Here is a 17,274-nt window from a genome sequence, read left to right as displayed (position 1 = left end):
AATTTTCATTACTCACAATCAAGAATTATAGCACAGCGCATTACATTTTACAATGGTTATTACACTGCTATAATCTAAAATTTATCAAAATGTTTCATATGAAACATGCTGTACAGTCACAATAAAATGCCTTTCAAAAGTTTCTTGCAAAACGCTTTATGCTGACTTTCATTTTTTAAATTCTAAATAAAATTAATCTTAATAAAAAATTGATTCCATAAAATATATGGTTGCTAAATCTTTTTAATTCTAATAGCATACAATCTGAGTTCGTTTTTTATAATTATAACCTTATTTAGCACCTAGCATTTTCAAAATATTAATTACATACAAAGGAGCATATTATGGTTTCAGTAATCAAAAAAGGTTTAGTCACTGCAAGTGTATTATTTGCATCAACGTTAGCAATGAACGCAGCACACGCCGCTGGAGATACATCAAACCAAAAAGGAACGATGGGGTATGGCTATCAACAATACATTGAAAAACACCCTGAAAAATCATCCAAACAAAGTTCAAATGAGGTACAGTCTGAAGCAAGCACAACACAATCTGGCGAACGTGTTCTAGATATTTCAGAATGGCAAGGTGACTTAACAGAACAAGAAGTTATAGACCTTAAAGCTAATTACGACTTCATCATTATTCGTGCTCAATATGGTTCTGAAAAAGTGGATGCATCATTAGAACACAATTCAGCTTTATTAGACAAACACGATTTGGACTTTGGCGTATATTCTTATAGTATGTATGAAAATCCTGAAGATGCACGCTACGAAGCGCAAACGTTATACAACCGTGCACCTAAAGCTAGCTTTTACATCAATGACTTTGAACAAGATACAGTCACTTCGGGTACTACAGAAGAAAGTACATCTGCATGGTATGATGAAATGAAAAGTTTAGCTGGCAACAAGAAAGTATTATTCTATTCATATGAAAATTTCATGAAGGAACATGCTTCAGAATCTGTCGGTGAATATGATGGTTATTGGATTGCCAATTACAATCCTGATCAACCCGCTAGTGAACACGTTTTATGGCAATATACTGATAGTTACGCATCACCAGAATTAGACCAAAATGTCGATGCAAACTATACTGGTCCAGGTGTCGATACATCATGGTTTACATCTTAAATTCATATACTTTCAAAATATACAGCTCATATATCGTAACTGTTTAAGTTGATTATATGAGGGTCATTTAAATAACGACAACGGTTTGGGCCGCGACTCCTGACTCGTTAATAAAACACTAGCCGAAGATTACAGGTTGAGGCTGTGCCCGTGGAAATAATGCACAAATAAATGCCAACAAAGGCAAAGAATTTGTTGGCACTCAAGGACAATCTCTATTACAGGGATTGTCTTTTTTAAAATGTTAACATCGTATGCCATAATTTTATGGTAAGAAAAAAGGCCAAACAACACGATTGGTTGTCCGGCCTCTTATATATTTATATTCAACGTTATAAGTCGTTAAATATAAATGTATTTTGATTGGGTGTTAAAGAATCATAATCTTTAATTAGGGTACTTCTAGGTAATTTTATACTGGTAAGATGCTTGATACTAAGTCTAATACTGTTTGTAATAATTCGCCTAACATAGTAACGCCTCCTAATTCTAAACATCGAATGTTGTTATTCTAACTGTTTAATTTAAGTGACACTTAAAATATAAATGTTACACAAAATACCTCGTATTATTTAAGTAATGCTTTAAAAATTAGTTCGACAATATTTTCTATCATAATCGAGCCCCTCCCATCACATAAACCTACTCACTGTATTTTTACTATTCAACTTGATCAAGGATTAATCCAAGAATTTGTTCTACTAGATCTGCTAACATATGATGCACCCCCTTGAAGTGTCTAAATACAGACTAACATAAAATAATTTTCAATAAAATCATTTTGTGGAGGAAAATAATATTTTTACTAAAAGTTAACTTTAGTTTTACATAACATAATTATTTAATGCACAACTGAATTGATTGCATTTATATTTACTAAATAGTCCATCGCCCCGTTCTTTATTTTACATTTATACAATTGTGTAAAATTCCACATAAATACACATTGTAGTTTTAGCTAAAATAAAAAAGCCTTCTCATCACTATTCTGTAATGAGAAGGCTCCGTGCTTATCTTACACGTTAAATCTAAAGTGTACGACGTCGCCATCTTTCATAATATATTCTTTACCTTCTAAACGCTGTTTCCCAGCATCTTTGGCACCATTTTCACCATTGAATTCAACGTAATCATCGTAGCTTGTTACTTCGGCACGGATAAAACCACGCTCAAAGTCTGTATGAATAATACCCGCACACTGTGGCGCTGTCATACCAGAGATGAACGTCCATGCACGTACTTCTTGAACACCTGCAGTAAAGTAAGTTGCTAAACCAAGTAAGTCGTATGTTGTACGAATTAAACGATCTAAACCAGGCTCTTCAATACCTAAGTCTTCTAAGAACATTTCTCTATCTTCATCTTCAAGCGTTGCAATTTCTTCTTCGATCTTAGCGCTAATTACGATAACTTCTGAATCTTCTTTGCTCGCATACTCACGAATTAATTTAACTTTTTCATTATCTTCATCGCCAATTTCATCTTCGCCCACGTTTGCAATATATAACATTTCTTTAGAAGTTAATAACTGTGCTTGATTCACAAATTTTTGATCGTCGTCATTAAATTCAAGGCTACGAACAGGATTTCCTTCTTCTAATGCTTCCTTAATTCTTGCTAAAATGCGTGCTTCATTCACTGCATCTTTATCTTTTTGTTTCGCCATTTTTTCTGCTTTTGGCAAACGTTTTTCAACAGATTCTAAATCTGCCAATACTAATTCCATATTAATTACTTCGATATCATCAACTGGGTCTACGCGTCCTGAAACGTGTGTCACATTATCGTCGTCAAATGCACGTACCACTTGGCAAATTGCATCTACTTCTCGAATATGTGATAAGAATTTATTACCAAGTCCTTCACCTTTAGAAGCCCCTTTAACGATTCCAGCGATATCTGTGAATTCAAATGTTGTTGGAATTGTTTTCTTTGGTTGTACCATTTCTGTTAATTTATCTAATCTGCTGTCTGGTACTTCTACGATACCTACGTTAGGATCGATTGTCGCGAAAGGATAATTCGCTGCCAGTGCACCTGCTTTTGTGATTGCATTGAAAAGTGTAGACTTACCTACGTTGGGCAAACCAACTATACCTGCTGTTAAAGCCATTATTCATTCTCCTTATTTTCAGTATCTTGATGAGACACTAATATTTTTTTTAGTTTTTTATTAAAAGTTTGTCTTGGGATCATAATACTTCTTTGACAGTTTTCACATTTTATTCGGATGTCTGCACCTACACGAATGATTTTAAAACAATTCGTGCCACATGCATGTTGTTTTTTCATCTCTACAATATCATTTAAACCGTAATTTGATGTCATTCTGTCACACCTCCGAACATCTTATGCATTATTTTGTTGATTCGCATCGTATTGCACCATCATAGGTTTCGGTATTTGAATCTCATGCTGTTTAAATACTTTTAAAATCTCTTTTCTTAAAATACGTGCACCTGAAAATCCTTCTCCAGGTATCGTTTCAGCAGAAATCCACAATGTAATTTCATCTCTTGTAATGGAATTAATACCAATCACTTCTGGATTTGATATAAATAAGTAATATTTAGAACGCATTGTTTCAAAATGTTCGACTAATATCTCTTCTACTTTATCTATATCTTCTTCTACGGAAACTGGTATTTCTACCATTGACTCACCATTCGTTACTGAATAGTTGGTAATTTCACCCACACTACCATTAGGTAATGTTGTTAACTCACCTGTAATCGTATTAATTCGCATCGAACGTAAACCAATGGACTGTACTGTACCTTCTGCAACGGTAGTACCACTACTATTGATTTTAACATAATCTCCTACATCAAATTGATTTTCAAAAATAATGAAGAAACCCGTAATAATATCTTTAACAATTGTTTGTGCGCCGAAACCAACTGCTAAACCAACAACACCAGCACTGGCAATAATGCCTCCAACGCTTATACCAAACTTACTTAAAATTGTAGTCAATACTATAAACCATACCACATATGCTACTACGTTTTGAACTAATGCTATTAAAGTTTTCGAACGTTTTTTATTCGCTTTTTTACCTCTATTTTGTATTTTAAAGAATTGTGCTATCGCTTTATTTATGAAACGTAGGACAATCCAAGCCACAATGATATAAACAAAAATCATAATAACATTCGATATCAACGTTTGATATGTCTCTGCCTTCGTTAACGGTTCAATTAACGAATAAAGGATGCTTTTAATTTGATCCAACTACACTTCCTCCTTACTCATACTCTATACCATTCCATTATAAGCAATTTTTCTATGAAATAAATCCAACTTCAGCTTTAATTTCATAAGCTATTTTATAATTAAGAACTATCTGAGTATATCTTTACAAATACATAACTATTTTCTCTCATTAAAATAATTATAGACTTATATAGTTTATTAAAAATGTATCTAGAAGGATAGTTTTAAACCTTATTCTGTAATTAAGATTTAAAATGAGGCGTTTAATGAAGCTTTATATCAATCATTACTAGATTCACGGAATATTTCTACAAATAGACTAGTGCTGCATAGATTGAAATTTTATTATTAATTTAACTTTTATGTATACCTTTAATCTTATTCTTAGGCGTAAGATAGCCTAAATAACTTAAAAAATGGCAAAAGAAAAAGAACCATAATTAAAAATTATGATTCTTTAACACCCAATTTAAAATTATACTACCAAATACTCACAAAATTCAAGTGTTTTTTAAGTTTTTTGTATAAATTTTTAAACAAGTCATATTCACTACCTCTCAAATGTATGTAGTGCTATTTAAACATATTAAAAATTAATCAACATCTTTTTATAATATTTAAAATACAACTAAATTTATATAAAATTACAATAAATTTAACATATTAACACTTACGCATTAAATTTAGACACTTGGGGAATTTCCACCAAATTTAAATGTATTTATTATAATATTCAGATAAAGGGGGTGCATACAATGTTAGCAACTCTAGTAGAACAAATCCTAAACTTAGTATTAGACCAAGTAGAATAGTAATTACAAGATAGCATTTATGAAGGAGGGAATTGAAATGATCGAAAACATCGTTGAACTCATCTTCAAATCACTTTTAAAATAATCCTCGTAAATTTAGATTGAGACAATTTTACACTTTGTATAACGTCTTGAACTATGAGATTACATAACTTTTATAAGGAGGGGTATTATGCTAGGAGATATCGTACAAACAATTTTAGATTTAGTATCAAGTATTTTACCATTATAAGAACAAAACGTTAACGCTTAAGAACTCTAATTAAAGATTATGATTCTTTAACACCCAAATATATATATGATGATAGTCATTTTTAAGTAAACGTTTCTTCTGAATTCCTATAATTAACAAGCACTTACTGAGCCTTACATCGGTAAGTGCTTGTTTTGCCAAAAATACTTTAATTACAATATTAAAAAGCCTAATCAACTTCTATTCGGAAATTGATTAGGCTTTTTAAATACTAGAATTTAATTTTCATTAATAAATACTGTGAATTGTTCTATTCAGCAATTTGTTTTTCAAGGTCATTATGAAGTTTAAAAATCATCACACGTTCACCTGTACGAGAACTTAAATCAGTATGAAAGCCTTTGACTTCTTCACCAGTAATGGATAATACAATGTCATCGAGTGCTTCAATACCTGATTCCACGAGTTTTGAGCGTGTTCTTTTAATTGTTACTAGTCCTTCGTTCGTTTCACAAACTTTATACTCTGCTTGTGTTAATACACCTTGTAAACTCACAATAATCATATCGCGCAATATATCTGTTTTTACAGAAAGAGAGCCACGGCCAAGGAAGTCTTTTTCCCATTGTGTAATTGCTTTGCTGATTTCAGACTCGTAAGTGCCTTTGGTTGTTTTCATTTAGTATGCATCTCCTGTAGAACCAAAATGAGGTTAAGTTAGATTATTATTTGAATAAAGATAACATTATCATTTTTGCATACTTTTCTCCACAGTTCTACAATATCACCCGGGAAATCATTTATATTTTATTTAATAAATTAAGTACGATAAGATATCAATATGCTCATAGATTTTCAATGACATGACATTCAAATATAGCTTAATAATCCGTTAACCAGTCATGCCATTGGCCATCTTCATCAATCGTTGCTAATCTCACCCAACCGTTTTGTACTTTTTGTTGGAATGCTTTATCCGCTTCTAATCTTTCTTTTACAAAGTTTTCAGGAGCTTGGATCACTACAAGTAAACGTATAGGTGAATGGTACATTTTATCATCTGACGACATCACGGATTGCCAAGGTAAGCCTGTTAACAAGTCACTCGCATTCCCTTGCATAACACCAATGCCAGCTGTCACAGTTTGTGTTGTTTTACTACCACTACCATAATAATGTGGCGCAACTGTAGAAGCATAGTATTGTAAGTTAATCCATTGTGCTACAACTGCAGGCCCACCAATAATATTGGCTAATATACTACCATCTTGGTCGTTTTTCCAATCATAATTATGCAAAAATGCTCTGCCTTGTAAGTCACTGTGCTTTGTTAGCTCACGTTGTCCAATAATAAAGGCAGCATTTTTAGCTAATCCCCACTCTGGTCTTATCTCGCTCCAATCATTTGATAAGCGATGTGCTTCATTGACAGGATCTTTCTTCGTTACATTATTATTTGGTAATTGTTCTAAGCGTTGTTCATTAGCATAATAGCTGACGTTAGGCATTGCTGCTTCAATAGCATCATAAGCTTTTTGTGCCGCTTCTGGTAATTCTGGTACATAAACCCACTCTAATGTATCCACAGAAGTCTGATGTTCTGCAGCTGCAAATACGGTCGTTTCCGGAATTTCAATACCATCTCGGGCTAGCCCTTGTCTCACTTCTGGCAAATTACACAACTGTGCTAATACCTTGCCATTAAAACCACTTGCTGCACCACCACATGCACCACAATCTAACGAAGCAGCATACGGATTGTTCGCACTTTGACTACCATGACCACACATAACAACTAAAGGTGAAAAGTCCGTCGTTAAATCCATTAAGCGTAGCGCTTGGCGCGTATAATTTAACCGCTCATCTTTTGTAAACCCTACAGGCAAACCATCTTCTCTACGATGATGATGATTAAGCGTAAGTGCTGTATCTTCTGGCTTTTGCAACCAACCTGCATAGAACTTGCGAATCACGTTGCCTACACGATTTGGTATAAAACTGCGTGTAAATGTTTGTAGTGTTAACCACGGACCACTGAGTTCTGGTAATAGTAAACTAGGCAACACGTTTTGTTTCATTTTCTTAAACGTATAAGTGACCGATTCAAGTACATGCTTACGTTGTCGGAAAATAGTTGGTTCTTTTTCTTGTGTATATTCTTTAATTTTATGCTGCGGCTTACTCATTACAGGTAAAGATGGATGACTATGTTGATTTCCAAGTTCATTTTTGGCAATCGGCAAACCAAAGAACCCTGCAATACCTATCGTTTCAAAGGGACCTGCTGCTTCAATTTGTTTACGAAATGGCTCAGAACGTACATCTATACAAAATGCCATTTGTGCAAGTGGCGTGTCATTCTCCAACAACACTTGCTTTTCAGGCGCAATAATCTTTCTTAATTGCTGATTATAAGTTGCTTCCCAAGCCTCTAACAATAATTTACGACGTAATTGATCATTAAACTGAACGGCAAATAACACATGTTGCTGTTGTTCTTGCGTTGTTAATTTGTCCCATTGTTGTGCCGTAAAACCGCCCCATTGCATCCATGACAAAATGCAATCCGCTAATGAAATAGATTGATTCGCTGATGTATCATTTGTAGGTAAGTCTGATAAATACGGTTCCATGATTACCCACTCCATGCCTAAACGAAGCGCAAGGTAATCTAATAACAACGACTCCATTTTACTATTATTTTCATGCTGCCATAGCATCATACCTGCCCAACCTGGTAATGATAATAAATGATTCTCTAAATAATTTTGCGTGTCTGCCTCAGCAATACCTAATTTTAACAATGTGGCTCTAATTAATGACTCAGCATCATCAGGTAAAGTCTTCAACCGGGCACGTTGATCTTTTGTTAACGCTGGATCATATTGGATTAAACGTCTCCAAGAATAGAATAATCCTTTTTCACGATGCGGCATTGTCCACCCTGATTGTGCATCATCAACAAATAACTTACACCACTTAATAACGTGATAATCCACTGTATCGATTAATTTTTTATTATTTTCATCCATTACATACGTAGACAATAACGGCGTTGAGCTTTTGACATCACTTGATAAATCTAAATCCTCTAACTGTTGTGCCAATGCATCGACTTGCTCTTGTATATGATGATTAGATTTTAAAGGATGTAATTTTAAAGCATTACGCCCATATTTTATTGCGTTTTCTCTTGGTATTGCTAATGACGCTTGCTCCAACCACTGTTGGAATCGTTCCTCTATCTTGTGGTCATCTATTTCGCCTTGTTTCTTAGCTTCTAATATACTTGCTATCGCAGGATAAATATCTACTTCTCGCACTTGTTTAAGCCAATGTGCAACTTCATCAAACGTTTTATCCTCTAACCCAGACCACGGACTTCTTGCCGCAAACACTGAAATGGGCGATAACGGGACAATAACCTTACTTGCAGCATCAATTAATGTTCGAATATCATTAGGATTGTTTTGTGAAACATAGTCTGTCTCTCTATTTGCTTCCCCCATTTTAGTGTCCTCCTTTTGTTAAATATGTTTTAAGGTAGTTTGGATGACGTTCTACAGTGTCAGCTTTTGCATCCCCGATACGTACAAGCCACATATATAATATTGAAAATGCGACCGATGAACGATTACGTGCGACCCATGTACTCATTAAACTACCAATCAAGAGCATTAAAGCTACAATTACAACGACAAGCATAGGTGGTTGAACACTATTGAAAGTCATCGTATGTAAGGCGCTAGCGAAGAAGTGATGAACGATAAAGTATACCGAGCCAACGACAATGAGTATCAATAATCCCATGATACGTCCGAATTTTCCTTCTCCAAATGCAACAAGTTGTGTCCATGATACCGATAATGACCAAGCTAAGATGAGGCCACTCACTAAACGGTAGCCTTCATCAGGAGATGTAAGCCAAAAACCTAAACCAATAGCCAAAGCTAATACACGACCTGATATGATCCATAAATATGACATTCTCTCACTAGCACGACTTGGTACATTAAAGTGACGCACCGCCGAACCAGAGCGTAAGAAGAGCGTTGCTTTAAATAAACCATGTAAAATCAAATGGATAATCGCAGGAATGTATGCACCCATTGCACACTGGATTAACATAAAGCCCATTTGTCCAATTGTAGATCCTACTAAAAGGCGTTTATAATCTACATGCACTAAACTTATACCTGCACCAATCAGTACAGAAATACTGGCAAACAATAACAATACGAATGTTGCAATGTCACCATTAAATATCGGTGAAAATCTCGCCAATATGATACCACCCGCATTCACAATACCTGCATGCATAATCGCCGACACCGGTGTTGGTGCTGCGACTGATTCTATTAACCATCTTTGAAATGGAAACTGTGCAGCTGGCACCATAACTGCTAATATAATGAGCATATTAATACCAAAACTTTCCCACGCATTAATTTGAGCTAAATTTGTAGCTGTGAAAATCGAGGTATATTGCCATTCACCAGTTAATAATGCAATCCACACTACCGCCAACAATAATGCTAGCCAACTTAACAAAAACAATTTACCGGTTACTTTTGCAGCAGCTCTTGTCACTTTCCAAGCGCTTGTTAAGCTAATTAATAGCGTTAAACCAAGTAACGTTACGCCCCAACTGATCACCATAATACGCAAATCACCTGTTAACCAAGCCATTGCGGCAAAACTAGTGGTAATTGTAAATAAAGTGAAGTACTTTCTATAACTTCGATCGCCCATTAGATACTGTACACAATAACGTTGAATGATTAAGCCTATGACTAAAACGAAAAAGGCCATTAACCATGCTAGAAAATCCGAATACCAAAATCCTACTTCTATATTTTTCGGTGCGCCTATAAGTCCGATAAATGCTACAAGTGGTGGTAAAGCCACTAAAAATATATGTATGCGCACATACGCCAATGGTATGCGTGAATTTAAAAACATGATGCCACTCAATACAGAAACAATAACAGTGATGAAAAATATTATTAACAGTATTGATACATTAAGCGATGTGAACATATTGGATTCTCCTTTCTTTTTACATTAATTTTAGTGTTACAAAATCAAGCTACTTTTATGTATAACTTAGTATGTTCAGTTATTTTCCCATTAAAAAAAGCCGACAATATACAATAAACCACGGACGGTTTATTACAATTGTCGGCTTCATTGCAACGCACTTTTTAACGAAGTGATTTGCTTTGCTACCTTATATGTATAAATGTTTATGAATTTTATAATCTAAAAATATTACATTTAATCTTATATGACGGATGATTTTAACTTTTCAACACTATTCGTACACTTTTTCAATTTGCCAATATGATTATTAACAGCTTGCTAAAGCTTTAATATCGTGAAAAAAGCAGTATTCAACGACTATATTTATTTTTATTTAATATTACAAACATATACTTATTATTCGTGATTGTCAAGAAACACAAACTTCTATAATGAATTTAACAATGCTTTTAATAATTATATATACAGCTTAAAACACGCTATTAATAATTAAAATAACATTCCTTCTTTGCTATATACTTTCTTAGTTTTTAACTTTCTCTTTTCTTATTTATCCATCCACTCAATTTAATTATAATTTTACACATTTTGTGTTATTATTTATTCAACATATGATACAGTCACATTTTATCTATTTAAATTAAGTAGGAGGATGCTTATTATGCCAAAAAAGTTATTCAATATTGATTTAAGTAAGAAAATGGACCAACAAGATCACCCTGGACATAACCGATGGCACCCAGATATTCCAGCAGCTTTTTCAGTAGAACTTGGTGAATCATTTCGTATGGAATGTTTAGATTGGACAGATGGACAAATTTCCAATAACGATGATGCAAGTGATATCAAACACGTTAATTTAAACCGTGTGCATGTATTAAGTGGACCTGTTCACATCAATGGTGTTGAACCTGGTGATTTATTAGTCGTAGATATACTAGACATAGGTACATTCCCAGAACACGAATGGGGTTTTAACGGTATTTTTGATAAAACGAATGGCGGAAGTTTTTTAGTAGATCATTATCCAAATGCTCAAAAATCAATTTGGGATTTCAATGGGATATACGCTACGAGTCGTCATATCCCTGGCGTTGAATTTGCTGGTATTATTCATCCAGGATTAATCGGTGTCGCACCTTCACAAGACATGCTTGATGAATGGAATCGACGTGAACAAGCGTTGGTCGATACTGACCCTAATCGTGAACCTGTATTAGCTAACTTACCCGAAACTGATGCAGTCGTACTAGGTGATCTTAAAGGAAATGATTTTGAACGTGTAGCAAAAGAAGGTGCAAGAACAGTGCCTCCAAGAGAAAATGGAGGCAATTGTGACATTAAAAATTTATCAAAAGGTTCTCGTATTTATTTTCCTGTATTCGTTGATGGCGCCAAACTGTCTGTAGGAGATTTACACTTCTCTCAAGGAGATGGTGAAATCACTTTTTGCGGTGGAATTGAAATGCCAGGTTGGATTGAATTACGCGTAAACGTAATTAAAAATGGGATGGAGAAATACCAAATCAAGAAAAATCCTGCATTTAAACCCGGCCCTGTTATGCCAAATTATACAGACTATATTGTTTTTGAAGGTATTTCAGTTAATGAATTTAACGGAGACCAAACATACTTAGATGCAAACACTGCTTATCGGAATGCTTGTTTAAATGCAATTGAATTCTTAAAAACGCGTGGTTTTACAGGTGAACAAGCCTATATGTTACTAGGATCAGCACCTGTTCAAGGCACCGTAGCCGGTATTGTCGATGTCCCTAATGCCTGTTGTACCATTGCCATTCCCCGGGAAATATTCAAGGGCGATATTTTACCCGAATTGGAGCCTGATGAATAATGCCAAACTACACATATGTATGTCCAAACTGTGATGAATTTACAATTCGTCAATCTATGAATGACACACACGATAACGTTTCATGTCCTGCATGTGGCCATTTATCTAAACGTGTATATACTGCTTTTCAAACTTATGGAATGGACTCAAAGTTAAAAAAACGCATCGAACAAGGACAAAAACCAAAAGTAGTCACTAAAGATAAATTACCACAAAAAAATCAAACAATCACAAACACTGCCAGACCTTGGATGGCCGGCCATTAATCTAAATATTTAATAGTATTACTAACACTCTAATCCATCATTGCTTATAATCATAAAGCAATGATGGATTTTTACACTTCAGCCTTCACTTCACCGACTCAATATATGACATTGCTTCCTTCCCTCTAATTTCATTAACCATCCTTAAAAAGCACAATGACAATAATCAACAAAAAAATATTAATTTAACTTTTAGTAGATAAAATTAATATTTTGTTAACAATTTTAATAAAACTAAAGAGAAGCTATTTTTTTAATAAAAGTATAATTTGTGATATATTTATAAAATAAGCAATATATTTATATTCAACTTACTTAATCTTTTTATTTAAAAAACAAAGGGGGCTGGTTTTAATGAAAGTTGCTATAGTCACAGGAGCAAGTAGCGGAATTGGTTTTGAAACAGCTAAAATGTTAGCTAAAAAAGACTATCGCGTTTATGCTCTTGCAAGAAACACAAAGAAAATGCAAGGTTTATCAGCATATAATGTCAAAATAATGAAGCTGGATATAACAGATTATGATGCGATTAAAGAAGTAGTTAACCATATTTTAAACCAAGAAGGGCATATAAACATTTTAATAAATAATGCTGGATATGGGTCATATGGTGCTATTGAGGACGTGTCTATTGAAGAAGCGAAAAGACAGTTCGATGTAAACCTATTCGGACTATCTGAGATAACAAGAGCTGTTATACCTTCCATGCGCGAACAAAAAGCAGGGAAAATTGTAAACATATCATCAATCGGTGGACGTATACCTAATTATCTAGGTACTTGGTACCATGCTTCTAAACATGCATTAGAGGGATACACCGAAAGCTTACGTTTAGAACTTTCTGATTTTGGCATAGACGTTATCGTTATCCAACCAGGTGGTATAAAAACAGAATGGTCTACGATTACAGCTCAAAATCTTAAATCATCTGCTAAAGGAGGAATCTATGAAGAAAAAGCTTTAACACTGGCAAATACAATGATCAAGTTAAATTCACTTAATTTATTTTATCCTCCTTCCGCTGTAGCTAAAGTTATCACTAATTCAATAGAAAGACGCATTGTAAAACCACGATATATTGTCGGTTTCCTTGCTAAGACCTCTATTTTTTTACATGCAGTTTTACCAGTTAAGCTATATAATTTTATTATCAAATAATAGATATCTAAATAATTTATGACAGGAGCGAATTTAAATGTCCACTGCAAATCTAACTTTTGCCCAAAATCATTATGCAATGTTGGAGTTATCACAACCTAATACAAGCATTTCTAATCTTTCTAATTTATTATATATCGAAAACACTTATTCTTATGATGCTATAAATAATGCATTAAATAAGCTTGTTGAAAATTTTGATGCATATAGAATTCATATAATTAATGAATCAGGTGAACTAAAACAATCTTTACAACCATTTAATTTCCAATACTTCCCAGTAGTTGAATTTACAGACGAAGCTCAATATAACGCTTGGATTGATCAACAAAAAAATAAATGCTTATTTGAATTAAATAGCGATTTATACGACTTTACAATTGTAAAAAACCCCGATGGAAAGCATTCTGTTTTCTTCACACACCACCATGCTATTACTGACGCATGGAGCATAACTCATTCTGTTAACTATGTCGCAAAAATTCTGATTGGTCATGATGTGGAACCTAATACTTATTCTTATTTAGATATCGCTAATGATGACCAAAAATACTTAAATTCTCGCCGTTTTGAAATCGATAAGAACTATTGGTTTAATACAATATCCAATTATGAAATGACTGATTTTTTAACAAAATTACAAAATATAGATTATAAATCATTAAGAGAAACTTATTCTCTTAATGAATACGAATTTAAGTTGATTCATAAAATGTGTAGTGATTATTCTATTAGTATTAGTACACTATTTATGTCTTTGATGCATTTATATATTAGTAAATTATCAAATAAGAATCAAAATTCAATTGGTTTGATGGTACATAATAGAAGTAGTAACATCGAAAAAGAGACTTGTGGTTTGTTCACAAAAGCACTGCCATTAATCGTTGAATTAAATCCTGAGCAATCTGTTGAAAGTTTTATAAACTTAGTTAAAAAAGAAAACTTCAAATTACTAAAACATAGAAAATTACCTACAACAGTATTGATAGAACAAAACAAAGAGAAAGATGTACCGAGCTTAGCTGACTTTGCTATTTCATATCATAATATGCAATATGATAATGAAATTACAAAAGAAGGGTTTAAAGAGGAATGGTTATTAAATGAAGCAAACCTTTACAACAAATTAAATATGAATATTAGTAATAGAAATAATGATAATACATTGCATATCGATTATGACTTCAGTACATGCTACTTAACCGAGAAAGATATTGAACAAATCCATTATAGTTTAGTAGATATTTTAGTTCAATTTTATAATAACCCGCACGCACGTTTAAACGACATAGAAGTTGTTACTTTTAAAAGCGGTCGATAATTTATGATGAACGTTACTTTGTTTTGTATCCCATTTGCAGGAGGGAATAAATTTATATTTTACCCTCTAAAAAATAAGCTTCAAAAGGATATTGATTTAAAATCCTTAGAACTTCCAGGTCATGGAGAAAGGTTAAATGAGCAACCTCTTCTCACAATTGAAGATATGGTCGATGATTTAACCGATCAAATTATTAAAGAAAAGCCTGAACAATATATAATATTAGGATACAGTTTAGGAGCCATCTTGGCTTATGAAATTTACTTTAGATTACATAAATCTCATCATATTCTTCCTAGCCATATGATTCTTTGTGCTTGTGAACCTATTGGATATGCTAAGCATAATAATATAAATAATATGAGTGATTTTGAATTTAAAAAGTTTATAAAAGATAAAGGTGATACTCCTGAAGAAGTCTTGAATCACGAGGAATTATGGGAAATTGTTGAACCTGCTCTTAAAAACGATTTTCTCGCAATAGATAACTATCATAATAGTTATGAGAAGAAGAAGAAAATGAATACTACACTTTCTATATTTGTAGGTGAGAATGACACTATAGCTAATCATACTTTGTACAAATGGTCGAATCTAACAAGTGAACATGTAGAATATAAATTCTTTCAAGGAAGTCACTTATTTATTACTGATGCTTACGACCAATTAAGCGAAGAAATAAAATTAGTTTTAAATTAAACCGCTTTTAATTTCCAAAGTTTATTCATACGTTAAAAATAAAAATGAGGTAGCAAAATAAAATTTGCTACCTCATTTTTTTAGAAATTATTTTTTGTATGATTAATCATTATATCTAATGTGTTTTCACTTGTTGGTTCCCACTGGAAATTTAATTTTTCCAGTATGAAATTAGTTTTATAATCTAAAATTTCGAAATGTACTTTATTAAATAATGTATTGTCTAAGATACCTGTGTGAAGTAAGAACGCATTGACTTCATCGCTCATTACTCCAAGGTCTATACATTCCATTAAGTGATCTAAAAAGGCATCCCAATAAACAGCTTCTATATAATGGTTATTCGCATTATATACTTCCATTAATTTCTGAAGTGATAAGCGCTTGTTGTTATAAATGTGATGGATTTCATTGCTTAATTGATCATTCAATATTAATTTATTACATGCTTGTGCAGCTTGGTCAACATGAGTAAATTCTAAGTCATCATCTTCGAGCCTTGGAAACTTCTGAAACATCTTAAATGATTTTATGACACTATAAAAAGCATTGTTTTCTTCATTTTTTTGAAAAATTCCTGTTCTAGAGTCACATTGTAAGTTACCTAGTCTATAAATATTTGTCTCAATACCTTCTTCACGATAAGCAATAAGTAATTTTTCAGCTTCTATCTTACCATCAATATAGATATTATTTGGTTTTTGAGAAATATCTACATCATATTCAGAAAAAGTAATACTATTTTTATCCTCTACGCTACCTGAAGCTACGCTAATTGTAGACATATGGTGAATTTCTTTTTTCTTTTTGTCTTTCGCAAAAGATATTAAATTGTGGATTGATTTAACATTTGTGTTATAAGAAGATTCTTCTGTCGCAAAATGATTTACATTTGCTGCTGCATTTATAATAATATCTATATTATTTACTAAATAATCATAATTACTATTAGAAAAACCTAAATATTTTGATTCAATATCGCCCTCTACAAAATGAATACGGTTCAAATCTTCTGTTTTTAATTGAGAATTAAAGTAATAGGACCAATTGTTATTTAATTTGCTCTCACCGCTTATTTTTTTATTATTTCTCACTAACACATGAATAATTAAATCTTTACGTTCTAATAAATCTTTTAATATATGGATACCTAAGTAACCTGTAGCGCCTGTCAATAATATTTGTTTGTTAGATTTAACGACATCTTTATCAATGAATTTATAATTTTCGTTACTTTGCACTTTGTAATCATTGATTTCTGATATAAAATCACTATTTAAATGATGTTCGTTCTTAACATTCGGAAATTTTAATGCGTCTAATTTTGTCATTACATTCATTTCTTCACGTTCAATCAATGCTTTACTTATAGATTCCACTGTCTGTAATTCAAAGATATCTTTAATTGATATATTATATAATTTAGATATTAACGATGTTAACTTTATGGCCTTAAGTGAATCTCCGCCCATTTCGAAGAAATTATCATGAATACTAACTTGATTCACGTGTAATACTGCTTCAAATGCTTTCGCTACAGCGCTTTCTATGTCGTTTGTCGGCGCTACA

The 17,274-nt window shown here is 32.9% G+C and carries 13 protein-coding genes; 6 read left to right on the top strand and 7 right to left on the bottom strand.

What is annotated here, in order from left to right; translation table 11 throughout:
• The first annotated feature begins 344 nt into the window (after positions 1-344).
• Positions 345-1,139, top strand: coding sequence for a GH25 family lysozyme (locus AST02_RS06465; protein WP_069816638.1), 795 nt, complete (start codon positions 345-347; stop codon positions 1,137-1,139).
• Between the two features lie 1,015 nt (positions 1,140-2,154).
• Here the strand turns inward: AST02_RS06465 and ychF are convergent.
• The 6 genes from ychF to AST02_RS06435 form a co-directional block, all read right to left on the bottom strand.
• Positions 2,155-3,252, bottom strand: a complete 1,098-nt coding sequence (gene ychF, locus AST02_RS06460; RefSeq protein WP_069816636.1) for a redox-regulated ATPase YchF — start codon at positions 3,250-3,252, stop codon at positions 2,155-2,157.
• Complete coding sequence (locus tag AST02_RS06455) at positions 3,252-3,467, bottom strand: DUF951 domain-containing protein (RefSeq protein WP_002506091.1); 216 nt, start codon at positions 3,465-3,467, stop codon at positions 3,252-3,254. Before AST02_RS06455 ends, ychF begins: the two co-directional genes overlap by 1 nt.
• 21 nt (positions 3,468-3,488) lie before the next feature.
• Complete coding sequence (locus tag AST02_RS06450; RefSeq protein WP_069816634.1) at positions 3,489-4,373, bottom strand: mechanosensitive ion channel family protein; 885 nt, start codon at positions 4,371-4,373, stop codon at positions 3,489-3,491.
• 1,297 nt (positions 4,374-5,670) lie between these two features.
• Entirely contained in the window at positions 5,671-6,039 is a 369-nt protein-coding gene (locus AST02_RS06445) for a DUF2294 domain-containing protein (RefSeq protein WP_002506093.1), read from the bottom strand.
• A 202-nt stretch (positions 6,040-6,241) separates the two neighbouring features.
• Positions 6,242-8,869, bottom strand: coding sequence for a DUF2309 domain-containing protein (locus AST02_RS06440; protein WP_069816627.1), 2,628 nt, complete (start codon positions 8,867-8,869; stop codon positions 6,242-6,244).
• Position 8,870: 1 nt separating this feature from the next.
• Positions 8,871-10,400 (bottom strand): NADH dehydrogenase subunit 5, encoded by a 1,530-nt coding sequence (locus tag AST02_RS06435; RefSeq protein ID WP_069816625.1) that lies wholly within the window; start codon positions 10,398-10,400, stop codon positions 8,871-8,873.
• 664 nt (positions 10,401-11,064) lie between these two features.
• Between AST02_RS06435 and fmdA the strand changes: the two genes are divergently transcribed.
• From fmdA to AST02_RS06410, 5 genes are all read left to right on the top strand, one after another.
• Positions 11,065-12,258 (top strand): formamidase, encoded by a 1,194-nt coding sequence (gene fmdA, locus AST02_RS06430; protein ID WP_069816623.1) that lies wholly within the window; start codon positions 11,065-11,067, stop codon positions 12,256-12,258.
• On the top strand, positions 12,258-12,524 hold the full coding sequence (locus AST02_RS06425; protein ID WP_069816621.1) for an FmdB family zinc ribbon protein: 267 nt from the start codon (positions 12,258-12,260) through the stop codon (positions 12,522-12,524). The genes fmdA and AST02_RS06425 overlap by 1 nt, the downstream gene beginning before the upstream one ends.
• A 354-nt stretch (positions 12,525-12,878) precedes the next feature.
• Positions 12,879-13,682: an oxidoreductase gene (locus tag AST02_RS06420; RefSeq protein ID WP_069816619.1), complete on the top strand. Its 804-nt coding sequence runs from the start codon at positions 12,879-12,881 to the stop codon at positions 13,680-13,682.
• A 37-nt stretch (positions 13,683-13,719) separates the two neighbouring features.
• Positions 13,720-15,006 (top strand): condensation domain-containing protein, encoded by a 1,287-nt coding sequence (locus tag AST02_RS06415; protein WP_069816617.1) that lies wholly within the window; start codon positions 13,720-13,722, stop codon positions 15,004-15,006.
• A gap of 3 nt (positions 15,007-15,009) precedes the next feature.
• The gene (locus AST02_RS06410; RefSeq protein ID WP_069816615.1) at positions 15,010-15,705 is read left to right on the top strand and encodes a thioesterase II family protein; all 696 of its coding nucleotides are present in this window, start codon (positions 15,010-15,012) and stop codon (positions 15,703-15,705) included.
• 80 nt (positions 15,706-15,785) lie between these two features.
• On the opposite strand, the gene AST02_RS06405 is transcribed toward AST02_RS06410, so the two are convergent.
• A partial coding sequence (locus AST02_RS06405) for an SDR family oxidoreductase (RefSeq protein ID WP_141714588.1) occupies positions 15,786-17,274 on the bottom strand: 1,489 nt, incomplete at its 5' end.

The sequence above is a fragment of the Staphylococcus equorum genome (assembly GCF_001747895.1).
GTDB classification, from domain to species: Bacteria; Bacillota; Bacilli; order Staphylococcales; family Staphylococcaceae; genus Staphylococcus; species Staphylococcus equorum_A.
This window is presented reverse-complemented; position numbering and strand designations above follow the sequence as displayed.